This window comes from Aeromonas sp. MR7, assembly GCF_963899385.1.
Classification (GTDB): Bacteria; Pseudomonadota; Gammaproteobacteria; order Enterobacterales; family Aeromonadaceae; genus Aeromonas; species Aeromonas bestiarum.
In genome coordinates this window covers 1-22,722 of record NZ_CAWQXH010000005.1, presented here as the reverse complement: position 1 = coordinate 22,722, position 22,722 = coordinate 1, and the positions used below count along the sequence as shown (strand labels likewise).

21 protein-coding genes are annotated in these 22,722 nt (G+C 62.3%); 10 read left to right on the top strand and 11 right to left on the bottom strand.

The annotated features are described in order from the left end of the window. Nucleotides 1-14: 14 nt before the first annotated feature. The 6 genes from folK to thpR all read right to left on the bottom strand — a co-directional run bounded on the left by folK (nucleotide 15) and on the right by thpR (nucleotide 5,045). On the bottom strand, nucleotides 15-521 hold the full coding sequence (gene folK, locus AACW87_RS02810) for a 2-amino-4-hydroxy-6-hydroxymethyldihydropteridine diphosphokinase (RefSeq protein ID WP_043138779.1): 507 nt from the start codon (nucleotides 519-521) through the stop codon (nucleotides 15-17). Beyond that, nucleotides 521-1,975, bottom strand: a complete 1,455-nt coding sequence (gene pcnB / locus AACW87_RS02805; protein ID WP_241326491.1) for a polynucleotide adenylyltransferase PcnB — start codon at nucleotides 1,973-1,975, stop codon at nucleotides 521-523. The genes folK and pcnB overlap by 1 nt, the downstream gene beginning before the upstream one ends. Nucleotides 1,976-2,109: 134 nt before the next feature. After that, nucleotides 2,110-3,045 (bottom strand): tRNA glutamyl-Q(34) synthetase GluQRS, encoded by a 936-nt coding sequence (gene gluQRS / locus AACW87_RS02800; protein WP_241326490.1) that lies wholly within the window; start codon nucleotides 3,043-3,045, stop codon nucleotides 2,110-2,112. A 113-nt stretch (nucleotides 3,046-3,158) separates the two neighbouring features. Further along, a complete protein-coding gene (dksA, locus tag AACW87_RS02795) occupies nucleotides 3,159-3,608 on the bottom strand; it encodes an RNA polymerase-binding protein DksA (RefSeq protein ID WP_033137830.1) in 450 nt (149 codons plus the stop codon). A gap of 119 nt (nucleotides 3,609-3,727) precedes the next feature. Beyond that, nucleotides 3,728-4,471 carry a DNA/RNA nuclease SfsA gene (gene sfsA / locus AACW87_RS02790; RefSeq protein WP_241326489.1) on the bottom strand — a complete coding sequence of 248 codons (744 nt, stop codon included), beginning with the start codon at nucleotides 4,469-4,471 and terminating at the stop codon, nucleotides 3,728-3,730. A gap of 46 nt (nucleotides 4,472-4,517) precedes the next feature. After that, nucleotides 4,518-5,045 (bottom strand): RNA 2',3'-cyclic phosphodiesterase, encoded by a 528-nt coding sequence (gene thpR, locus AACW87_RS02785; RefSeq protein WP_241326488.1) that lies wholly within the window; start codon nucleotides 5,043-5,045, stop codon nucleotides 4,518-4,520. A gap of 401 nt (nucleotides 5,046-5,446) precedes the next feature. Between thpR and hrpB the strand changes: the two genes are divergently transcribed. The 3 genes from hrpB to gloA2 all read left to right on the top strand — a co-directional run bounded on the left by hrpB (nucleotide 5,447) and on the right by gloA2 (nucleotide 10,816). Continuing rightward, entirely contained in the window at nucleotides 5,447-7,906 is a 2,460-nt protein-coding gene (gene hrpB, locus AACW87_RS02780) for an ATP-dependent helicase HrpB (RefSeq protein WP_241326487.1), read from the top strand. A 147-nt stretch (nucleotides 7,907-8,053) separates the two neighbouring features. Then, nucleotides 8,054-10,369 carry a penicillin-binding protein 1B gene (gene mrcB / locus AACW87_RS02775; RefSeq protein ID WP_043141702.1) on the top strand — a complete coding sequence of 772 codons (2,316 nt, stop codon included), beginning with the start codon at nucleotides 8,054-8,056 and terminating at the stop codon, nucleotides 10,367-10,369. Between the two features lie 45 nt (nucleotides 10,370-10,414). After that, entirely contained in the window at nucleotides 10,415-10,816 is a 402-nt protein-coding gene (gene gloA2 / locus AACW87_RS02770) for an SMU1112c/YaeR family gloxylase I-like metalloprotein (RefSeq protein WP_043141703.1), read from the top strand. 81 nt (nucleotides 10,817-10,897) lie between these two features. Here gloA2 and AACW87_RS02765 read toward each other — a convergent pair whose 3' ends face one another. Further along, nucleotides 10,898-11,218 carry an SMR family transporter gene (locus AACW87_RS02765; protein ID WP_042869414.1) on the bottom strand — a complete coding sequence of 107 codons (321 nt, stop codon included), beginning with the start codon at nucleotides 11,216-11,218 and terminating at the stop codon, nucleotides 10,898-10,900. Beyond that, on the bottom strand, nucleotides 11,206-11,619 hold the full coding sequence (locus tag AACW87_RS02760; RefSeq protein WP_080741178.1) for an SMR family transporter: 414 nt from the start codon (nucleotides 11,617-11,619) through the stop codon (nucleotides 11,206-11,208). The genes AACW87_RS02765 and AACW87_RS02760 overlap by 13 nt, the downstream gene beginning before the upstream one ends. A 157-nt stretch (nucleotides 11,620-11,776) precedes the next feature. Between AACW87_RS02760 and AACW87_RS02755 the strand changes: the two genes are divergently transcribed. Continuing rightward, complete coding sequence (locus AACW87_RS02755) at nucleotides 11,777-12,658, top strand: LysR family transcriptional regulator (protein ID WP_043141706.1); 882 nt, start codon at nucleotides 11,777-11,779, stop codon at nucleotides 12,656-12,658. Nucleotides 12,659-12,783: 125 nt separating this feature from the next. After that, entirely contained in the window at nucleotides 12,784-14,364 is a 1,581-nt protein-coding gene (locus AACW87_RS02750; protein WP_241280821.1) for a DUF3369 domain-containing protein, read from the top strand. 78 nt (nucleotides 14,365-14,442) lie between these two features. Here AACW87_RS02750 and AACW87_RS02745 read toward each other — a convergent pair whose 3' ends face one another. Next, on the bottom strand, nucleotides 14,443-14,970 hold the full coding sequence (locus AACW87_RS02745; protein ID WP_241326486.1) for a DUF2937 family protein: 528 nt from the start codon (nucleotides 14,968-14,970) through the stop codon (nucleotides 14,443-14,445). 204 nt (nucleotides 14,971-15,174) lie between these two features. On the opposite strand from AACW87_RS02745, the gene AACW87_RS02740 reads away from it, so the two are divergent. Both AACW87_RS02740 and AACW87_RS02735 read left to right on the top strand, forming a co-directional pair. Next, nucleotides 15,175-15,888 carry a phosphatase PAP2 family protein gene (locus AACW87_RS02740; protein WP_241326485.1) on the top strand — a complete coding sequence of 238 codons (714 nt, stop codon included), beginning with the start codon at nucleotides 15,175-15,177 and terminating at the stop codon, nucleotides 15,886-15,888. 257 nt (nucleotides 15,889-16,145) lie between these two features. Then, on the top strand, nucleotides 16,146-17,048 hold the full coding sequence (locus AACW87_RS02735; RefSeq protein ID WP_043141717.1) for a sulfite exporter TauE/SafE family protein: 903 nt from the start codon (nucleotides 16,146-16,148) through the stop codon (nucleotides 17,046-17,048). An 83-nt stretch (nucleotides 17,049-17,131) separates the two neighbouring features. Here AACW87_RS02735 and AACW87_RS02730 read toward each other — a convergent pair whose 3' ends face one another. Together AACW87_RS02730 and hemL are read right to left on the bottom strand one after the other, a co-directional pair. Further along, entirely contained in the window at nucleotides 17,132-17,953 is an 822-nt protein-coding gene (locus tag AACW87_RS02730; protein WP_241326550.1) for a hypothetical protein, read from the bottom strand. Between the two features lie 212 nt (nucleotides 17,954-18,165). Next, the gene (gene hemL, locus AACW87_RS02725; RefSeq protein WP_241326484.1) at nucleotides 18,166-19,452 is read right to left on the bottom strand and encodes a glutamate-1-semialdehyde 2,1-aminomutase; all 1,287 of its coding nucleotides are present in this window, start codon (nucleotides 19,450-19,452) and stop codon (nucleotides 18,166-18,168) included. A gap of 241 nt (nucleotides 19,453-19,693) precedes the next feature. Between hemL and clcA the strand changes: the two genes are divergently transcribed. The 3 genes from clcA to erpA all read left to right on the top strand — a co-directional run bounded on the left by clcA (nucleotide 19,694) and on the right by erpA (nucleotide 22,327). Then, nucleotides 19,694-21,103 (top strand): H(+)/Cl(-) exchange transporter ClcA, encoded by a 1,410-nt coding sequence (clcA, locus tag AACW87_RS02720; RefSeq protein ID WP_241326483.1) that lies wholly within the window; start codon nucleotides 19,694-19,696, stop codon nucleotides 21,101-21,103. 87 nt (nucleotides 21,104-21,190) lie between these two features. After that, nucleotides 21,191-21,886 carry a DUF6776 family protein gene (locus AACW87_RS02715; protein ID WP_103472466.1) on the top strand — a complete coding sequence of 232 codons (696 nt, stop codon included), beginning with the start codon at nucleotides 21,191-21,193 and terminating at the stop codon, nucleotides 21,884-21,886. Nucleotides 21,887-21,976: 90 nt separating this feature from the next. Beyond that, nucleotides 21,977-22,327: an iron-sulfur cluster insertion protein ErpA gene (erpA, locus tag AACW87_RS02710; protein ID WP_043141728.1), complete on the top strand. Its 351-nt coding sequence runs from the start codon at nucleotides 21,977-21,979 to the stop codon at nucleotides 22,325-22,327. The last annotated feature ends 395 nt before the right edge of the window (nucleotides 22,328-22,722 follow it).

Genomic DNA, 22,722 nt, shown 5'->3' with positions numbered 1-22,722 from the left:
GATGGCTCTGCTCATCAGGGTTCCCCAAGTGCTGCCACGGGGGCAATGATGGCAAGATCATTGTGCGGGCAGCGGGCAACCAGTTGTGCGAGCGGGGTGCCGCAGGGCAGCACCAGAGCGGGCGCAATCTCGGCAAGGGGCAGCAGCACGAACTCCCGCTCCTTCATGCCGTAATGGGGAACGACGAGGCGCTCATGCCTGATGATCCGATCGCCATAGAGCAGCAGATCGAGATCCAGGGTTCTGGGGCCCCAACGTTCATCCTTGCGCACACGTCCCTGTTCCAGCTCGATTTTTTGCAGTTGATCCAGCAAGGCCAGGGGGCCGAGCCGGGTGTTCAGCCGCACCACGGCATTGACGTAGTCCGGCTGATCCGCAGGGCCCATGGGGCGACTGCTGTAAAACGAGGAGGCCTGTTGCAACTCGGACTCCGGCAGCGCCGCCAGTGCGACCACTGCGCGGCGGGCCTGGCCGAGCGGGTCAGCCAGATTGGAGCCGATGGCAACGAAGACCTCGGTCATTACTCGGCCGCTTTCGGCTTGCGACGACGGGGGCGACGACGGTTGCGGCTGTTGCTGTTACCGCTGCGCTTTTCGTCGGTCGCAGGTGCGCGTTCACCGCCCCGGGTCGCTTCCCGTTGCAGTTGCGGGCGCACGTCCGGATTGGACTCCACGTAGCGTTCCCACCAGCTGGCGAGCTCGCCGAGGCCGCGCTCGACCCGGTTGCGCAGCAACAGGAAGTCGTAGGCGGCGCGGAATTTCGGGTGCTCCATGGCCCGCTCGGGGTGACGACCCTGACGGCGGGTCAGTCGCTGTTGCAGGGCCCAGATGTCGCGCACATCCGTGGTGAACCTGCGCGGTACGGCGATGATCCGCACCTGGTTGTCCAGCACCTCGTTGATGGCCAGCATGAAGGCGTCGTGCCAGGGCAGGCCGCTCTCGTTTTCCAGCACGCGGGCGCGGGCTTCGACACAGCCCCACAGCAGGGTGGCGTAGAGGAAGGCCGGGGTGACTCGCTTGTCTGCCCGCACCCGGGTGTCGGTATCGAGCAGCGCCAGTTCGATGAACTGCTCGAACGGCGAGGTACCGTGGGGCGTGAACAGGGCGGCCACCTGCGGGAACAGCGGCTGGAACAGCCCGTATTCGCGCATCAGCTTGTAGGTCGCCAGGCCATCGCCAGCCAGGAACAGCTTGAGGGTCTCCTCAAACAGGCGGGCGGCGGGGATGTCCTGCAGCAGGGATGCCAGCTCCTTGATGGGGGCGGCGCTGCGCGGGCTTATGGTCATGTCCAGCTTGGCGGCGAAACGCACGGCGCGCAGCATGCGCACCGGATCCTCGCGATAGCGGGTCTCGGGGTCGCCGATCAGCTCCAGCTTGCGCTGGGCGAGGTCCTCGATGCCACCCTCGAAATCGTGCAGGGTGAAATCCCTGGCACTGTAATAGAGGGCGTTGACGGTGAAATCGCGACGCTCGGCATCCTCTTCTATGGTGCCGTAGACGTTGTCGCGCAGCAGCATGCCTTCATCAGACTGGGCCGACACATGCTTGCTGGTATTGACCTGATGGTGGTGACCCCTGAAGGTGGCCACTTCGATCACGTCACGACCAAAGACGATGTGGGCCAGGCGGAAGCGGCGGCCGATCAGGCGGCAGTTGCTGAACAGCGCCTTGATCTGCTCCGGCGTCGCGTTGGTAGCGATGTCGAAATCCTTTGGCGTCTTCCCGAGCAGCAGATCCCGGACACCCCCGCCGACCAGGTAGGCATCATAGCCACCCTTGTTCAGGCGATAGAGCACCTTGAGCGCATTCTCGCTGATCTCTTTGCGCGAGATGGGGTGCTGGTCACGGCTTAAGGTACGGCGTTGCCCGGTTACGTGGGCCGGGATGGGAGACTTCACCGACTGCTCGCCGTCTTCCTTGCCGAGCACCTTGCGGCAAAAGTTTGCGATCTGGGAAAAAATGGTACACCTCTTCATGACTTCAAATTGACGGGAGGCCAAAAAATAGCGGCCTATCATAGCTCAGGCCTGACCAAATGAAAAACGATGTGGTTCATTCAAAAAGTTCAGGCTTGGCTAACCAAAAAACTGTGTTGTCCATGTCAGCGCGCTCAGGCCTGACCCAATGCAAAGCCCGGCGTTCCCTGTCCCAGGCTGATCTTCTCTCTGGCTGGAACCCGGTCGAGCCGCCAGTGGGCAATGCCCCAGCCGATGATCTCGTCAATGCGGCTCGCCATCAGCTCGGGGGGCGGGCACTGGCCGAGAAAGTGCAGCGCCTGCCACAGGGCCGGCCTGACCTCGTCCAGCGCCAGTGCCGGCGCATGGTTCTGCTTCGACAGCTTGTGGCCATCCGCCAGCACTGCCAGTGGCAGGTGCACCCAGGCGGGTATGCTGGCCCCCAGCGTCTGGTAGAGGGCAACCTGGCGCACCGTGGGCTCCAGCAGATCGGCACCGCGCACTATCTCTGTGATGCCGCTGTCCATGTCGTCCACCACCACCGCCAGGTTATAGGCGTAGAGGCCATCCCGGCGGCGTATGATGAAGTCCTCTTCGGCCAGCGCCGCAGGAACCGCAATGCGGCCCTGCAACCCATCCTCGAAATGGTAGACCGGATGGTGCTGGCGCAGCCGGGCGGCGCATCCCTCGGCTCCGAGACCAAGCTCACGACAGTGGCCGAGGTACAAGCCGCCGCCCGCCATGATCTCGCGCCGGGTACAGCGGCACCAGTAGAGATCGCCAGCCTGATAGAGCTGCCCGATGATCTCGTCATAACGACCATGACGCCGGCTCTGGTACATCACTTCCCCATCCCACTCCAGGCCATGGGCCGCCAATGTCTGCAGTATGAGCGGGGCGGCACCGGCCATCTCCCGCGGCGGATCTATGTCTTCGATCCGCACCAGCCAGCGTCCCTGTTGCGCCCTGGCCTGCAAGAAACTGCCGAGCGCCGCAATCAGGGAGCCAAAATGGAGCGGGCCTGACGGGGAGGGGGCAAAGCGACCTGTATAGGGGCGAGTCTGGGGCGACGGGACTGTATTCACGGGCATGGCAATCAGGGCAAGCGATTCATTGAGGCTGCATTCTGGGACGCCCAGACCAAAAGCTCAATAAAAAAGGGAGCTCGCAAGCTCCCTTTTTTCAGTTATGCCAGTGGTCGGTATCAACCGGCCATCTGTTTTTCCTTGATTTCAGCGAGTGTCTTGCAGTCGACACAGAGGTCGGCTGTCGGACGGGCTTCCAGACGACGGATACCGATCTCGATACCGCAATGCTCGCAGTAACCGAAGTCATCGTCTTCAAGCAGCACCAAGGTCTTCTCGATCTTCTTGATCAGCTTGCGTTCACGGTCGCGGGTACGCAATTCGAGAGCGAACTCTTCTTCTTGCGCGGCGCGATCCACGGGATCCGGAAAGTTGGCTGCCTCATCCTTCATGTGGTCAACGGTGCGGTCAACTTCCTGCATCAGTTGGTTGCGCCAGGCTCCCAGGATCTTGCGAAAATGTGCCTTTTGTTGGTCATTCATGTACTCCTCACCCGGTTTTTCCTGGTAAGGCGCCACACCCGCAATGGCCAGGGGGCCCAGAGATTTCCTGTTTTCGCCTGTTGGCATGCCCTGTCTCCTAATTCAGCACGCTACCCGTGCCATCCATAAATTGAGGGCGACATCTATAGCAGAAGGGTAACGCGTAGGCAAACAAGCCGTACCAATTATGTTACCCATCCCAACATTTATTCGCTGCCCTCGGGTAGCAGGTGACAAGATTCAAACGGGATAAAATCTTGGGCCACCATGCTCTGCACCCCAACATGGGGTCGATAGCATAAAATTTCAACCCCTGCCGCAATTGCTTGCTCAATAAGCAGACTATAGTGCGGATCTATGTGTGCTGCAGGGCGCATTCTCACTATTCCAGAGTGCAAAACCATAAATAGCAGCACGGCTCTGTGCCCTGCCGCCTTCATGGCCATCAATTCACGCAAATGCTTGGCGCCACGGGTGGTTACCGCATCGGGAAAGTAGCCCATGCCGGCTTGCTCCCGCTCATCGAGCAGGGTCACGGATTTCACCTCTATGTAGCATGAGGGCCTGTGGTCATCCTCCAGCAGCAGGTCGATGCGACTGTTCTCTTCACCGTATTTCACTTCTGTGCGCAGCCTGGCGTAACCGGCGAGCGGGGCCAGCGCCCCCTGTTCGATCAGCTCGCGGGCTATCTGGTTGGCGCGCGCCGTGTTGACGCAGATGAAGTGCCCCGCCGTGCTCTCGGCGATTTCCCAGCTGTGGGGCAGCTTGCGCTTGGGGTTGTCGGAGGTGGAGTACCAGACCCGGGTGCCCGGCTCGGCGCAGCCGGTCATGGCGCCGGTATTGGCGCAGTGGATGGTGAGCTGCTCGCCATTGTCGAGCAGCACGTCGGTCAGGAAGCGCTTGTAGCGGGAGATGAGCTGCCCGGATTGCAGGGGGGGATCGAAAATCATGGTGCTGTTCTCTCTTTTATAGGCAGGAAGCGAGGCCGAGCGACTGTCACGACACCATCTTCTCTCTGGCGCGCAGGGGCCAGCAGGCGAGCGGCTCATAGCGAACCCCGTCCGGGGTTGCAATGGATTGATAGAGGCAGAAGTGATCCGCATGCAGCAAAAAATCCGGCGCCGGCAAGGTGCCGGGCGCCTCGCTCGCCTTGCGCGACAGGGTGACGTGGGGACGATAGCCCTGCTCGCCGTTGCCAAGCCCCAGCTTCTCGCCGTGACGGCGCAGCGCCCTGGCCAGCACGTTCAGCTCGTTCGGCCAGTCACCCGGCCCCACCCAGGCCGCCTTGGCACGGCTGAACCAGCCGGTCTCATCCAGCCTGATGGTCAGCGGCGGACAGTGCTGCCGATCGGCGGCGGCCATCAGGCGGGCAGTGGTGACCTGATCGGCTTCACCCAGAAAGGCCAGCGTCAGGTGGAGGTTGGCTTCGGGGACCGGCTGGCCCGGCCAGGGGAGCTGGTCACGCCAGTCGATCAGCTCGGGGGCGAGCCGGTGCAGGGGCAGGGCAAAGAAGAGTTTGGCCATTTCTGGGGAGTGTGCCTTTTTACGCTCATGACATGGCCCCCATTCTATGGCAGCCGTGGTGGTCATGTCTCGCCGCAGCGTATCTCGGCGCCATGGCCGTGAATGCTGTGGTAGCCGTGGTGGTCATGTCTCGCCGCAGCGTATCTCGGTGCCATGGCCGTGAATGCTATGGCAGCCGTGGTGGTCATGTCTCGCCGCAGCGTATCTCGGCGACATGGCCGTGAATGCCAGGGCAGCCGTGGTGGTTATGTCTCGCCGCAGCGTATCCCGGCGACATGGCCGTGAATGCCAGGGCAGCCGTGGCGGTTATGTCTCGCTGGCGACATCTGCTCACGGTGGTGGCGGATGCTATGGCAGAATGGGCGCCGTTTTTAAGGTCATCACAGAAGGTGCTCGTCGCTTTGTCCCAACTCCCCATAGTGTCCGTGTTGCCGGCGCTGTTTGCCGCCATCGACAGCCATGCCAGCGTGATCCTGCAGGCGCCGCCAGGCGCGGGCAAGTCGACCCTGCTGCCGCTGGAGCTGGTCCGCCAGAACCGGCTGCCCGGTCGCATCATCATGCTGGAGCCCCGTCGTCTGGCGGCGCGCAACATAGCCGGCTTTCTGGCTCGTCAGCTGGGGGAGCAAGTGGGCGAGCGCATCGGCCTGCGGGTAAGGGGCGAGAGTCGAACCAGTGCCCGGACCCGACTCGAGATCGTCACCGAGGGGGTGCTGACCCGGATGCTGCAACAGGCTCCCGAGCTGGCGGGCGTGTCGCTCGTCATCTTCGATGAGTTCCACGAGCGCAGCCTGCACGCCGATACCGCCCTGGCCTTTGCCATCGAGAGCCAGCAGGGGCTGCGGGACGATCTCAAGCTGCTCATCATGTCCGCCACCCTGGATGGCATGGCGCTGGAGGCCCTGTTGCCGGACGCCCCGGTGATCCGTTCCGAGGGGCGCGGTTTTCCCATCGACTATCACTATCGCCCCATCAATCGCCAGCAGTGGCTGGAGCCGCAAGTCGGCGCCGTCGTGCTGGAGGCGCTGGCCAGTCACGCCGGCAGCGCCCTGGTGTTCCTGCCGGGGCAGGGGGAGATAGAGCGGCTTGCCCAGTGGCTGGAGGGACGGCTGCCGGATGACGTGCGCCTCGCACCGCTCTATGGGCGCCTCGACATGGCGGCGCAGCAGGCCGCCATCGAGCCGGCGCCTGCGGGCCGCCGTAAGCTGGTACTCACAACCAATGTGGCGGAGACCTCCCTCACCATAGAGGGCATACACATGGTCATCGACAGCGGGCTGGAGCGGCGCGCCAGCTTTGATCTGAAAAGCGGCGTCACCCGGCTGGAGACCCGCCAGATCGCCAGGGCTTCCGCCACCCAGCGGGCGGGCCGCGCCGGCCGGCTCGGCCCCGGTGTCTGCTACCGGCTCTGGAGCGGCGAGGTGCAGGAGCGTCTCGCCGAGCAGAGCCCGCCGGACATACTGACCCAGGAGCTGACCGGCCTGCTGCTGGACGCCGCCCAGTGGGGCGCCAGGGTGGAGAGCCTGCCACTGCTGGACATGCCCCCCGCCGCCGCCGTGGCCAGTGCCCAGCGGCTGCTGGTCAGCCTGGGCGCCATGACGCCCGAAGGTGAGCAACAACTTACTCCCGCCGGCCGTGCCATGGCGGCCTTCGGCACTCATCCCCGGCTGGCGCGCATGCTGCTGCGGGCCCGCGCGCTGGAGGCCGAGGGTCTGACAGGGATTGTCGCCGATGCCGCTTTCCTGGTGGCGCTGCTGGAAGAAGATCTGCGAGGATCTGAACGCCTCTGTGTGCTGTTTCACCGCCGGCTTGGCGCCCTGCGGCAGGGGGCTGCCCGCTGGTTCGAGCGCCTCGGTGTCAGGTCTGGCGCGTCACAACGTCAGGCCCAGGGGCAGTGGCTGGGACTGCTGTGCGCCCTCGCCTGGCCGGACAGGATCGGCAAGCTGCGCAGCGGTAGCCGCTATCAACTCAGTGGTGGGGTGAGCTGCGATCTGGTAGAAGGTCACCCATGCCAGGGACAAGGGGCCCTGATCGCCATCGAGATGGGGCAAAACGATCGTGGCAGCCGCATCTTCATCGCCGAGCCGGTGGAGCTGGACGAGCTGGCGCGCCAGCTGCCGGAGCTGGTGAGCGAGCGCCAGTGGTTTGACTGGGACGAACGGGAGGAGCGGGTGCGGGCCGAGCGCCAGCAGGTGATCGGCGAGCTGGTGCTAAGCCAGCGGCCGCTGACCGAGCTCTCCGATGAGCAGAAGGGGCGTTGCCTGCTGCAGGGGATCCGCCGCAAGGGGTTGCATGTGCTGCCCTGGGATGAACAGAGCGAAGGGCTGCTGGCCCGTCTGCGCTGCGCCCGTGACTGGTTGCCGGATGACGGCTGGCCCGCCATGGACGACGAAAGCCTGCTGGACCGGCTGGAAGAGTGGTTGTTGCCTGCCCTGAGCGGCATGACCCGGCTGGAGCAGCTGAAGCGGCTCAACCTCAACGACATCCTGCGTCAATCCCTGCCCTGGCCGCTGCCCAAACGGCTGGACGAGGCGCTGCCGAGCCACTTCACGGCGCCGACCGCCAGCCGGGTGCGCATTCGCTATCAGCCGGGTCAGGCGCCTGTGATCCCGGTGCGCATTCAGGAGATGTTCGGGCAAGGCACCACCCCCTGCGTGGCCGACGGCCGGGTGGCGCTGGTGGTGGAGCTGCTCTCGCCGGCCCAGCGGCCGCTGCAGATCACCGCCGATCTCGCCGCCTTCTGGGCCGGTTCCTACGAGCTGGTAAAAAAAGAGATGAAGGGGCGTTATCCCCGTCACTACTGGCCGGATAACCCGCTGGAGGCGATGCCGACCAAGGTGACCAAGAAGAAGATGGGCATCTAGCTGTGATTGGCGCAGCCTGAGCGAACCTGTGGATCACGGCCGCTTGACTAGGGCGCTGCGCGGTTAATCAGCCTGCGGCGCTCGCCAAGACCAATGAGATAATGACTACGCCCGCGATGGCGACATAACTAATAGCAAAGAGGATTCATGGCAACGCAACGACGCAAGCGCGCACCCAAGAAGGTGGCGCCCAAACGCACCATCTGGCGCAAGCTGTTCTGGCTTGGCTTCAAGCTCTCCCTGGTGGTGGCCGCCTTCATGGTGGTGTTTGGCATCTACCTGGATACCAAGGTGCGCGAGCGCTTCGATGGCGAGAAGTGGCAACTGCCGGTGATGGTCTACAGCCGTCCGCTGGAGCTCTACCCCAGCCAGCGCCTCTCCCAGACCCAGATGCTGCGTGAGCTCAACATGCTGAGCTACAAGCAGGTGCGCCAGCCTCACACGCCGGGCGAGTATGCGATCAACGGCAACCGCATCGAGCTTATTCGCCGCCCGTTCGCCTTCCACGATGGCGCCGACGGTGCCCGCGGCCTGCGCCTCACCTTCAACGGCGCGCGGCTGGAGGGGATCCAGTCGCTGGAGAACCAGCGCCAGCTCGGCTACGCCCAGATGGACCCTGTGCTGCTCGATCGCCTCAATACCGAGGATCGGGAGGATCGCCTGCTGGTGCGCATCGCCGAGGTACCCGACAGCCTGCTGGTGACTCTGCTCACCACCGAAGATCGCGACTTCTATCAGCACGGCGGCGTCTCGCCGGTGGCCATACTGCGCGCCATGGCGGCCAACGTGCTGGCCGGTCGCACCGTGCAGGGGGGCAGTACCCTCACTCAGCAGCTGGCCAAGAACTTCTTCCTGACCCGCGAGCGCAGTCTGTGGCGCAAGGCGCAGGAAGCCTACATGGCGGTGCTGATCGACTATCGCTACAGCAAGGACGAGATCCTGGAGGCCTACCTCAACGAGGTCTATCTGGGGCAGAACTTCTCGCAAGGGGTGTACGGTTTCGGGCTCGCCTCCTATTTCTACTTCGGCATTCCGGTCAACGAGCTGGACATAGATCAGGTGGCGTTGCTGGTGGGGCTGGTGAAGGGACCTTCCTATTACGATCCCTGGCGCTTCCCCGAGCGGGCCAAGACCCGGCGTGACCTAGTGCTCAAGCTGCTGATGGATCACGGCAGCCTGCAACCGGCCGAGTACGAACTCGCCAGCAAGCAGCCGCTCGGCATCATCACCCGTGGCCAGATGAGCTATGGTCGTACCCCGGCCTTCATGGGGCTGCTCAAGCGCGAGATCCAGAGCCGTTTCGGCGCGGATCTGCTCAAGCAGTCCGGCCTCAAGATCTTCACCAGCCTGGATCCCATCGCCCAGCACGCCGCCGAGCAGGCGGTGGCATCGGGTCTGACGCTGATCGAGAAACAGCGCGGTAAGAAGAAGCTGGAGGCGGCCATGGTGGTCTCCGACTGGCACAAGGGCGAAGTGGTTGCGCTGGTGGGGGGGCGGGATCCCCGCTACGCCGGCTTCAACCGGGCGCTGGATGCCCGTCGCCAGATAGGTTCCCTGGTCAAGCCGGCGGTCTACCTGACCGGCCTCTCCAACGGCCTGACCCTGGCGACCCCGCTGAAAGATCAGCCGATCCGCATCCGGGGCAAGGATGGCCAGATCTGGACGCCGCAGAACTACGATCGCAAGTTCCGCCAGAGCGTGCCGCTGATGGATGCGCTGGCCAGCTCGCTCAACGTGCCGACCGTCAATCTGGGTCTGCAGGTGGGGCTGGACAAGGTGGTGGATACCCTGCACAAGCTGGGGGTCGAGCAGGAGATCCAGCCCTATCCGTCGCTGGTGTTGGGGGCCGTGGCCCTGTCGCCAATGGAGGTGAACCAGATGTACCTGCCCATCGCCAACCAGGGGCTGACCCAGCCGCTGTCGGCGATCCGCGCCGTGGTCAACAGCGATGGCAGCACTCTCTATCAGCATGATCAGACCGCCAAGCGGGTCACCGACGAGCAGGCCAGCTGGCTGACCCTGTTCGCCATGACCAAGACGGTGAGCCAGGGCACGGCCCGCGCATTGAATGCCAAGTTCCCTGGCGCCACCATGGCGGCCAAGACGGGCACCACCAACGAGCTGCGCGACTCCTGGTTTGCCGGGCTGGACAACAACGAGCTGGTCAGCATCTGGGTGGGTCGTGACGACAACACATCCGCCGGGCTGACCGGGGCCAGCGGCGCCTTGCAGCTCTTTAGCGGCTACATGAGCCAGCGCGGCGTCAACAGCCTGGCGCTGAAGATGCCGCAAGGGGTGAGCTGGGCCAACTTCTCCCGTGCCAGCGGATCCCGCGTGGTCAGCGACTGCCCGGGCAGCCTGCAGGTGCCGGCCAAACTGGCCGGGCTGGCCGAGCCCATGAGCTGTGGCAGCTCCTCACCGCGCAGCGCGCTGGATGACTGGTTCGGCGGCTTCTTCAACTGATAGACGAAACGGGCAGCCCTGGCTGCCCGTTTGACTGGAGTGCATATGACTTTCCCGTTGTTTGACGCCATCCATCATGTGGCCATCATCGCCAGCGACTATGACCGCTCGCGCCACTTCTATCACCAGGTGCTGGGGCTGCCCATCCTGGCCGAGACCCTGCGCGAGGCGCGCCAATCCTGGAAGCTGGATCTGGGCCTGCCCGATGGCAGCCAGCTGGAGCTGTTCAGCTTCCCGGCACCGCCCGCGCGCCCCTCTAGGCCGGAGGCCTGTGGTCTGCGCCACCTGGCCTTTCGGGTCAGCGAGCTCGACCGCGTCATCCGGCATCTGCAGATCCATCAGATCGAGGTGGAGCCGGTGCGGGTGGATGAACTGACCGGCAAGCGCTTCACCTTCTTCGCCGATCCCGATGGTCTGCCGCTGGAGCTGTACGAAACGGCCCGTTAACCCGCTTGGTTGCCCGTAACCATTCGCAAAAAAGCCGCCCGGCGAACCGGGCGGCTTTTTTATTGTGTGAGCAAAAGAGAGTTAAGCCGTGGTCAGCAGTGCCACCGCGACGGCCATCACCACCATGCCGACCCAGCCGATGGGCTTGAGGCGCTCGCCAAACAGCAGCAGACCCCCGAGCGCGGTACCGAGAATGCCGATGGCACCCCAGGTGGCATAGGCGACCGCCAGGTCGATCTTGCCGGTGCTCACGGCCTCCGAGAGCAGGGTAAAGGCGCACAGCACCAGCAGGATGCCGAGGAAGCCCCAGCCCTTGTAGCGGAAACCCACCGAGCGGTTGATCGCCATGTTGGCGCCTATATCCAGCAGGGCCGCGCCGAGCACGATAATCAACGGGTGCATGTGGCCTCCTTTATCTTGCTGAGGCTGGCCGTGCCACGTGGGCGGGCAACCGGCTCATCGTGGGTTTCACCCATTGTCACCATAACAATACCCACTATTGCCAGCACCAGACCTATCAGCTCCTGGGTACCTATGTCGTAACCCAGAAACAGGATGGAGACCAGGGTGATCAGGCCGATCCCCAAGCCTTCCCACAGTGCAAACGCAATACCAATGGAGATTGTTTTGGCGGCTTTGGCCAGCAGCAGATATGAGAAAGAGATGAGGATCCACATCGGCAGATAGTTGAGCCATCCGGCCTCGTTCTCCGGGATCAGGGCCATGCTGGAGGTGCCGGCCACCTCGGTCAGGATGGCGCCCGTCAAAAACATGCGAGCTAAGAGCATGCGACTGAATAACATAAAATTTCCTTCTGTGGCTGCGACGAGGGAGATGATAGCCGCAGTGAGACCGGGTGCAGCAATCGCTGAGCGTCGACTATTCAGACGCTGAAGGTTTGCCTTGCCGAGGAGGGGCGAGGTAATGTGAATATAGGATCCTCCGTCATCGGCCCCGGTCATGAAGCTTTATCAGATACAACTCTTTGTCGAGTCCGCCAGCAGCGGCTCCATCGCCAACACGGCGCGCCGGCTTGGCAAGAGCCGCAGTGCGGTCAGCACGGCGATCGCGGCACTGGAAGTTGAGCTTGGCGTCGAACTTTTTGAACGAGGGGCCAACCAGAGCCGATTGACCGAGATCGGCGAGCTGGTGCTGGATGACTGCAAGCGGCTGCTGCAGGCAGCCAACAGCCTCAAGCTCAAGTGCGAGCACTATGCCTCCGGTGCCGAGGTGGCGCTGCGGGTGGCGCGGGATGATGCCATCCCCGAGCTGGTCTGGCGCGACCTGCTGGGCGCGCTGCGCCGCCAGTTTCCAGGCACCAGTATCTCGCTGGTGCTGGCCTCGCCCCCCGAGCTGCCCGCCCTGGTGGAGGAGGGGTTTGTCGATGCCGCCTTCGGCCTCATCACAGAGGAGCAGGAGCGCAGCGGTCTCAACATAGATGTGCTCAATCCAATCCGCACCCTGATGGTGGTGGCGCCGAGCCACCCGCTGGCCAGCCTGAAGCGGGTGTTGCAGCAGGATTTGACCGGCCATACCCAGGTCACCCTCTCCTACGTGGATGAATTTTCGGTCAAGAGCCTGCTCCCCATCGGCGGCCAGCACATAGGCCTCTCCAGCTTCGAGTTGATGCGGGATGCTGTGCTGGACGGGCTGGGCTGGGCCGTGCTCCCTTCCCCCTTGATCCAGAGTCAGCTGCGGCAGGGGGAACTGCTGACCCTGAAACACAAATTCAGCCTGCAATGGCGCGATTATGGCGTCTATCTGTCGGAAAACGCCTATCATGGCAAGGTGCTGGCGTGGTTGAAGAAGGCGATTCAGGCCTATCTGGAGCCTTTCGAGTAAGCAGGCAAACCGGGCGTTCCAGGGCCGTTGACGAGGGGCTGAACGCAGCGGCTTCTTGTGATCCATCGCTGCCTGATGGTACATACTGTCAATACACTCATGCAGCGCCTGGAGGCGTGAACGATATGAGCAGTGCCCAAGACAAGGATGAGATCTGGCTGGATGACGACATCATCGAGCTGGACGATGATGAGGTCGTGGTGACCAAGGCGATCAACCCCTGGCAGGTACTGATCGTGGACGATGAACCGGATATTCATCATGCAACCCGGCTGGCACTTTCCAACATTCAATACAAATCCCGCCCCCTCGAACTCCTCAATGCCTACAGTGGTGCCGAAGCTGCCCGTATGCTGCTGGCCAACCCGCGCATCGCCCTGATCCTGCTGGATGTGGTGATGGAGACGGAAGATGCGGGGCTGCGGCTGGTACACCAGATCCGCAACGAGATGCACAACAGCCTGGTGCGGATAGTGCTGCGCACCGGCCAGCCCGGTCAGGCCCCGGAGCAGCGGGTGATCCTCGATTACGACATCAACGACTACAAGACCAAGACGGAACTGACGGTGCAGAAGCTCTACACCACAGTGATCGCCTCGTTACGTTCCTACGAGACCCTCTGCGCCATCGACAAGAGCCGGCAGGGGCTCGGCAAGATACTGGAGGGGGCGGGGGATCTCTATCACCTTCATTCGCTTCGGGAATTTGCCTCCGGCGTGCTCAAACAGATCAGCGCCATCCTGGATGTGGGCACGGAGGGGGCCATCTGCGTCGAACGCCGACCGGGCACCCAGGAGCTGGAGATCCTGGCTGCCACTGGTGACTATGAATCCCTGCTCGATGAGGTGCCATTGAGCGCCTTTCCGGCGCTGCACGACTCTGTGATGAGTGCGCTCGCCAACCGCCGCAACCGCTTCGAACACCCGCAGGATGCGCTCTATATCGCCGCCCAGAACGGCCGTGAATTTGTGCTCAATTTTACGCCGACCCAGCCGCTCGATCCCCTCGAATGCGATCTGCTGGATGTGTTCTGTCAGCGGATTTCGGCTGCATACGACAACCTTTATCTCTACAACCAGCTGTTGCGCGCCCAGGAGGCGACCGTGGTGGCGCTGGCCGCACTGGCGGAGTTTCGCGACTCGGATACCGGCGAGCACGTGCTGCGGGTGCAGAAGCTGTCCGATGCCATAGTGGCCGAGATGCAACAGGCGGGGGCCTACCCCGATGAGCTGACCCCCGGTTTTGTCGACATGATAGGCATGGCCAGCATACTGCACGACGTCGGCAAGGTCGGCACCCCTGACCACATACTGCACAAGCCGGGGCGGTTCGAGCCGGATGAACGGCTCATCATGGAGCAGCATGCGGGCATCGGCGCCAACATCCTCTACAAGGCGGGCGAGATGGTCGAAGGCACCAGCTATCTGTCGCTGGGGGCCGAGATCGCCCGTGGGCATCACGAGCATTTCGATGGCAAGGGCTACCCGGAGCAGCTGGCGGGGGAGGCGATCCCGCTGTCGGCCCGCATAGTGGCTGTGGTCGATGTGTTCGATGCCCTGCTCAGCAGGCGTCCCTACAAGGAGCCCTGGTCGCTGGCGCAGACCATGGAATACATACAGTCCCGCTCGGGCAGCCAGTTCGATCCCCAGGTGGTACAGGCGCTCGATCGGCTGGTGGCGCAGTCACGGCTGCCTTACGAGGTATGAACGCGTCAGTCTGAGCGTAAAAAGGGGCCATCAGGCCCCCTTTACTTTTGTCGCTGTCGCGATGTTTATGCGTTACAGCTAGCGCAGGGCATGGCGTGTTCTCGGTTGTCGCTTTCGAAACGGCAACAGAAGCAGGCTCAACAGCAGATCCCCCAGCAAGGCGGCGATGAAGCCTATCGACATGCCACAGATGATGGCCGATTGCTTGAGCGGCACCAGGTAGCTGTAATTTTGCAGTGTGTCTTGCCAGAGCTGGGCATCGGCGCGCAGCAGCAGGTGCGTCAGCTGCTGATACCAGGGGCGATCCTTGAAGGCACTCTCCTGCAACAGCGTCTGCTGCTGGCTCACCAGGTACTGCAGGCTGGCGGCATCCTGTGCAAACACGGGGTCGGGATTGGTACGATAGTGGTTGACCAGCGCGGTCAGATCGCCGTTGAAGTGCTGATCCGCAGTGCCCTGAAACGGCACCAGGCTGAGGTTGGCCTGTTGCAGACGCGCATCCAGCCGCTGGTAGTAGAGGTCGATAAGACCCGGTATCTGAACGCCCGCCAGCAAACCCAGGGCAAACAGCATAATGCGAAGGTAGCTGCGCATATTCCTCATCATCTCGCTAAATAAGAGCCCTCATACTAGCCGCAAGCCGGGTTCAGGCCAAGATGGCACACGAAACCCCCTCTGGCTGGTCGTGACAGGGCCGAGCTGAGGTCATCGCGGCGGCTTGTCTTGTTACCCCCGCTTACATTTATGTGATTCACGTCACGATTTTTATGTTCTAAAATACTGCGCTTTTTTGGGGAGAGGAGCGTCTGCATGAACAAGTTTGTGCCGTGTTATCTGGTGGGGGGCCTGATCGCCATCAGCTGGAGTGTCCTGCCTGCCCATGGTCTTTGGGATCAGTGGGATCTCGCCGTCTTCCATCTGGTCAACGGCTGGCTGGGCCAGTCTCGGCTGTGGGCCGATGTGGTGGCCGTGACCAACAATCGCCTGTTCGATCTGGCGGTGCTGGCCTGCATGGGGCTGATCCTCGCGACTGGCTTCTTCCGCTCCCATGAGCTCGGTCGCCGCCGCCTGGTGGCCATGGGGATCGTCATGCTGTTGGGGGCCTTGGCTATCAACCAGTTTGGCCATCTGCTGCCGGTCAGCCGCCCGAGTCCGACTCTGACGGTGCCAGATGCGCTGCGTGTCACCCAGCTCAGCGCGATCCCGACCAAGGACTCCTCCAGCGACAGCTTTCCCGGCGACCACGCCCTGTTTCTGATGATCTTCGCTGGCTTCGCCCTGCGCTATCTGCCGCGCCGGGCCAAAGTGATGGCCCTCTTGATGGTGCCGCTGTTTTCGGCGCCCCGCATCCTCTCCGGCGCCCACTGGCTGACGGACGTCTATGTGGGGGCCTTGTCGCTGACCCTGCTCTGTCTGCCACTCTTGCTGCTGACGGGATTGTCGGATGCGCTGATCCGCTGGCTCGCGCCCCGTTTGCCGTGGCTGCACGAGACGGATTGCGGACAACGGGCCGGTCAGCAATAAAAAAAGAAGGTCGGTGCATGCCGGCCTTCTTTTTGGCTACTTCCCATCGGTGACTGTGGTCGTCGCGAAATGACCATGACTACCACCGATGGCCCCAGGCCTGCTGGCCCTCATAGACAAGTATTAGCAGAGCCGTTCGAGCGCGCCTGCCAGGACTTTCTCCAGATAATCGTTTGCATGGGGTGAATGGTTGATCCCGACCAAGATTTTTTATTTTGACTGCCTTAGAATCGCCGCCCGTTGCTGGAGAACTCTGTATGTTAATTAATCTTTTGCGCCTGATATTCATCATCTGTGCCCTGGCTTTCATCTTCATGCTGGTTCAGGCTTGGTGGCAAAAACGGCGACAGGGATCGCTGGAACCCACCCCGTTCTGGCCCGTGGCTGCCATCGGGTTTGTTGCCAATTTTCTCGATACCCTGGGCGTCGGCAGCTTCGCGGTGAAGACGGCCTGTTACAAACAGTTCAAGCTGATCGATGATCGCCTGTTGCCCGGCACCCTCAACGGTCAGTGCGTGTTGCCGACCGTGACCCAGTCCCTCATCTTCATCGGTGTGGTCAAGGTGGATCCGCTCACCCTCATCAGCATGATGGTGGCGGCGGCTGTGGGGGCGGCCTGGGGGGCACGCCATGTAGCGTCGTTTGATCGACAGACCATACGGCTGGTGATGGCTGTCTCCCTGTTGGTGGTGGCCGGGCTCATCTTCGCGGGCCTGCTGGGGCTGTTCCCCCTCGGTGGCGATGCCATGGGGCTGACCGGCTACAAGCTGGGCATTGCCCTGCTCGGCAACTTCATCTTCGGGGTCTTGATGAACGTCGGCATAGGCCTGTTTGCCCCCTGCATGACGCTGGTCTACCTGCTCGGCATGAATCCGCTGGCGGCCTTCCCCATCATGATGGGCTCCACCGCCGTGCTCAGCGTCTTTTCGGCGGGCACCTTCATCCGCAAGGGGGCCTTCGATGCCAAGGCGGTGCTGGCGGTGGCCATCTTCGGCCCCATTGGCGTGGTGCTGGCCGCCATGCTGGTCAAATCCATGGACATGGAGATGCTGAAGTGGCTGGTGGCCTTCATCGTCATCTATACCTCCTGGACCATGTACGCCTCCTGGCGGGCTGCGCGGCGCCAGTCCCAACCCCGGCTGGCGGGCGTCGCTGGCTAGCCTGCACGGCGCCGTTTTTCGGCGCTGTGCTTGCCGCACCTTGTTGGTTCAGGCGGTGGTGATGCTGACGTGGCCGCTGGCCTTCATCGTCCCCCATATCTCCTGGACCAGATGCGTCTTCTGGTGGGCGTTGCTGCGTCAGCCTCAACCCCGGCTGGCGGGCGTCGCAGGCTAGCCTGCACCAGTGCCGCCTCCGCCTTGGCTCCCAGAAACACATAAAGCCCCAGTGCCAGCAGCAGTCCCACGGCACACCCCATCACCCCCACCGCAGGCCAGAGCAGCTCGCTCTGGCCGAGGGATCCCTTGAACAGCAGCAAGAGTCCCTCGATGGAGACAGCGATCAGGATGGCGGCGATGAAGCGGGTGATGGTGCGGCGAATGGCGCTGTGGCGGAAGATGTCCTTATGCAGCAGCACCTCCTCCTCCAGAATCGTCTTGCCCAGATCGAACACCGCCAGCGCCAGGGTCAGGAATATGATGGCGCTGAAGGCACCGAGCCGGTTCTGCTGCGTCCCGCACAGCAGCAGGTAGAGCTGCTCCAGCCCATGCCAGATCAGGGTGGCGACGATTAGGAACAGCGCCATGCTGAGCACCACGTACACCGCCTTGAACCAGGGCATGGCCCGGCGGCGTTCTCTGTCCCCCATCAGCCAGGCGATCAGCTGATTGAGGCAGAGCGTCAGCTCCCGGCCATGACCCTGCACCACCAGGCGCAGCTGTGATTGCGGCGCCGGCACGGGGGGCAGGATCCTCGCAGGCTCATGGCTCTGGCCTATGGCCAGTATGAAGGGATAACCCCTGAGCGAGTCGAGGGGGGCGGTGAGCAGCCCCAGCAACAAGGGGGTCAGTTCGGGTTCGTATTCCTGATAGCGCCGCAGCACATCGATGGGGCTCATCTCTGCCATACACACCTCGGTCAAGTGGGCTCCTGCTGATGGTGTGCAAATAGTGGGCCCGCTTTATGACAAAGATGGTAGGAGTTGTTGCACCAGAGAGTGGCAAACAGGCGGAGGCCGCTGAGGAATTGCACCAGAACCGTGACAGGGCGTGGGGTGGGCCAGTCATGGGGCAATGAAAAAGGGCCCGTGAAGGGCCCTCTCATCAAACCGGGTCGGGATTAACCCGCCAGCTTGGCAAAGCTGCGCTCGGCGGCGGCCAGGGTGTGTTCAATCTCCTTGTCACCGTGCGCCAGCGACAGGAAGCCTGCCTCGTAGGCGCTTGGCGCCAGATAGACACCTTCCTCCAGCATCAGATGGTAGAAGCGCTTGAAACGTTCCATGTCGCAACGGGTCACCTGCTCGTAGCGGGTGATCTCGGCCTCGTCGGTGAAGAAGAAGCCGAACATGCCGCCCACGTAGTTGATGGCAAGCGGGATGCCGTGCTTGGCGGCGGCGGCTTTCAGCCCCTCGGCCACCCGGGCTGTCTTGGCGTTCAGTTGCTCATACAGACCCGGTTCCAGCAGCAGGTCCAGCATGGCGAGGCCGGCGGCCATGGCCACGGGGTTGCCGGAGAGGGTGCCTGCCTGATAAACCGGCCCGGTCGGGGCTATGTACTGCATCACCTTCTTCTTGCCGCCGAAGGCGCCGACCGGCATGCCGGCCCCTATGATCTTGCCGAGAGTGGTGAGGTCAGGGTCGATATTGTAGTAACCCTGGGCGCCGCGCAGGGAGACGCGGAAGCCGGTCATCACCTCGTCCAGGATCAGCAGGGCGCCGGCCTCGTCACAGATGGCGCGTAGCCCTTCCAGGAAGCCGGGCACCGGCGGGATGCAGTTCATGTTGCCGGCCACCGGCTCGACTATGATGCAGGCGATCTCGCTGCCGTACTGGCTGAAAACTTCCCGCACCGAATCCAGATCGTTGAACACGCAGGTCAGGGTGTGCTTGGCGAAATCGGCCGGCACGCCCGGGCTGTTGGGCTGACCTAGCGTCAGGGCGCCTGAGCCTGCCTTGACCAGCAGGGAGTCGGCGTGGCCGTGGTAGCAGCCTTCGAATTTGACGATCTTGTCGCGACCTGTGTAGCCACGGGCCAGACGGATGGCGCTCATGGTCGCCTCCGTGCCGGAGTTGACCATACGCACCTGCTCCATGGAGGGCACTATCTGGCGTACCTTCTCGGCCATCAGCACTTCGATCTCGGTCGGTGCGCCGTAGCTCAGCCCCTTTTCCACCGCCTTGATGACGGCGGCCTTGATGGCCGGGTGGTTGTGCCCCAGCAGCATGGGGCCCCAGGAGCCGATGTAATCCACATAGGCCTGACCATCCACGTCATAGAGGTAGGCACCATCGGCGTGATCGATGAAGCGGGGTGTACCGCCGACCCCATTGAAGGCGCGGACCGGTGAGTTGACGCCACCCGGAATGGTCTGGCGGGCCTGTTCAAACAGCTGATCTGATTTTGACATGGATCATCCTTAATGGGATTTTGGTCGTCACACAGGCGCAGGCGGCCGATTGCGGCTCGGCAGTGAGGGGGCGGTGGAGTATGCTTTGCGCTCTCGTCATCCGGGCCCCAAGCCTGCCCCGTGCTAAATGAAACGGGCCGACTATAGCAGAAAGGCCCTGTGCTGGGCAGCCGGGCGGCATGCCGGATGATCCCCGCGTCTGCCTGCAGACGAATGTGGTTTTTCCAAATGGTGCAATACGTTGGTGCAACAAGAACTCTCCTCCTCCGACCCGCTCGCCTCTCCCCCAGGCTCCGTCTTGCGACGCCCTGCCTTGCTGCGGCTTGTTCAGCAAGACAAGATGCCGCTGCTGGTACTCTTGCTGGCAGCCCTGGTCGGCACTCTGGCCGGTCTGGTGTGCGGCCTGTTCGAATCGGGCGTGCACTGGCTGGCCGGGCTGCGGCTCGCCTTGCTGGCCGATCGCCCCTGGTGGCAGCTCGGTCTGCTCGGGTTTGGCTTCAGCGCCCTGCTGGGATTTGTCGGCTACTTCCTCACTCACACCTTCGCCCCGGAAGCGGGCGGCTCCGGCATTCCCGAGATCGAAGGGGCCATGGACGAGCTGCGTCCGGTGCGCTGGTGGCGGGTGTTGCCGGTCAAGTTTTTTGGCGGCATCTGTACCCTGAGCTCCGGCATGGTGCTGGGACGGGAGGGGCCCTCGGTGCAGATCGGGGGCAACTTGGGCAAGATGGTGGCGGATATCTTCCGGCTGCCGAAGGAGCACGGCCATGCACTGCTGGCTGCCGGGGCTGCGGGTGGGTTGGCCGCCGCCTTCAATGCGCCCCTGGCGGGGATCCTGTTCGTGATGGAGGAGATGCGCCCCCAGTTTCGCTACTCCTTCCTGGCCATCAAGGCGGTGGGGATCTCCGCCATCATGACAACCCTGATGCTGCAGAACATGAAGGGCCAGGCGCCCGTGATCAGCCTGCCGCACTATGACGCTCCGGCGCTGAAGGCGCTCTGGCTGTTCCTCTTCATGGGGGCCACCTTCGGGGTGCTGGGCTTTGTCTTCAACAAGCTGGTGCTGGCCTGTCAGGATGCTTATCTGGCGCTGCATCAGAACAAGCGCCACCGCTTTGTGGCCATCGGCATGCTGGTCGCCGGTACTTTTGGCGTGCTGTCGCTGTTTGCACCCTCGGTGACCGGCGGAGGGACAGAGCTTATCCCCCATCTGATGGGCGGTGAGTATGCAATGGCGACCCTGTTCCTCATTTTCTCTGTGCGGCTGGTGGCCACTCTTATCTGCTTCTGCTCCGGCGCCCCCGGTGGCGTGTTTGCCCCGACCCTGGCCCTTGGCACCCTGTTTGGCGTGGTGTTCGGTCATCTGTTTCATGCCGCATTTCCCGAGCTTGGCATAGAACCGGGCGCCTTTGCCATCGCCGGTATGGGGGCGCTGTTTGCCGCCACGGTACGGGCCCCCATCACGGGCATCGTGCTGGTCACCGAGATGACCGACAACTACCAGCTGATCCTGCCCATGATGATCACCACGGTCGGGGCAACCCTGGTGGCTCAGTGGCTGGGTGGGCGTCCCATCTATTCGCAGATCCTTGAGCGAACTTTACGGCTTGCGGTGCGTCAAAAGCGGGGAGACAGCGATGCCATTGCCAGTTAACTCCTTGTATGTCAGCGCGAATCCGGTCGAGTCGCGTATAGTGAAGGGAGCATGGCCGCTGTATGGCGCAGTAACAAAAGAGGCCTTATGTCCCAGATAGTGAAGTTGTTGGCTGTGCTGCTGATGGGTGCGCTGATCGGGTATTTCGTCGGCAATCGACAGGAACTGGCCCAGAGCAGCCTGTTGACGGTGCAGCAAGAGACCCTGGAGCGGCAGGGCAAGGCGATTGGCCAGCTCAAGAGTGACCTCGGCATCAAGGAGACGCTGCTGGCTACCCAGAGAGCCGCGTTCGAACAACTGCAGCAGACGCTCAAGGATCAGGAAGCCCAGGTGCAGGAACAGAAGCGGCAGCTGGCCTTCTTCGAGCGTATCATGCGACCGACGGGTGAGCAGGTGGGGGTGGTGATCGACAACCTCACCCTGCAGGAGACCAGTATTCCCGGTCGCTATCACTATCGGCTGGCCTTGACCCAGCCAGCCAAGAAGCGCGAACTGTTTCGCGGTCAGGTGCAGATAAAGGTAGAAGGGAGCCTGGGTGACAAGCCCAGCACCCTCGGCAGCCGTGAGCTCGGCATGAAAGTGGGCGAGGGGCGTTACGCCTTGCGCTACTTTCAGCTGCTGGAAGGCAACTGGCAGTTGCCGGAAGGCTTTGTACCGGACCGGGTGCGTGTCACTATTGGCAAAGAGGGTCGGCAACCAGCCCAGGAGTTGCTGGCCGAATGGGGGGAGGTGATTAAACCATTGGTGGTTGCTCCGCCCGCGCCGGCACCTGCGGTGCAGTAAGAAGCTTGGTGAATACTTGAACTAAATGGTCGGGTATTGGATAATTTCGCGGTTTCCATGTTTGTGGATTTAACGGTTGTGAGGTCAGTAATGAGTGCAGTAGCAGAAGCCCCGTTGCCAATCCAGATGACGGATGCGGCAGCCAACAAGGTGAAGAACTTGATCACCGAAGAAGAAAATCCCGAGCTCAAGCTGCGGGTCTACATCACGGGCGGTGGCTGCTCCGGTTTCCAGTACGGTTTCACCTTCGATGAGAAAATCAATGAAGGGGACACAGTGGTTGAGAAGAGTGGGGTCACCATGGTGATCGATCCCATGAGCCTGCAATACCTGGTGGGCGGCAGTGTGGACTACACCGAAGGTCTGGAAGGCTCCCGCTTTACCGTGACCAACCCCAATGCCACCACAACCTGTGGCTGCGGTTCCAGTTTCTCCATCTGATGTGCCGTAACGGCACGATAGAAAAGGGCCCGGCAGGGCCCTTTTCTATTTATCCCTCTCTTTATCCCTATCTGTCTTCCTATATAAAGCGTCGCATCCTTATAAGGCGTCGTCAGGCACAGCGGGGTTTTTGGCCTGCAAAAGAGGGAGGTCACCCTTTTGAAGCACATGAGTGGATGCTTATTGCGCGATCTGGTTGTTGATTAAACACTTGAACGTCTTCTTCAATAAAACACAGTGTTTTTACTTGCCAGAAAGATTCAGCTCCCTATAATGCGCCACATCGACAGGGCAAGCGGCAACGCAAACAAGCCTGTCGGTGCCTCGAAAAAGCCTTTGAAAATAAGGCTTGACTCGAGAAGGCGGTTGAGTAGAATTCCACTCCCGCAGCAACA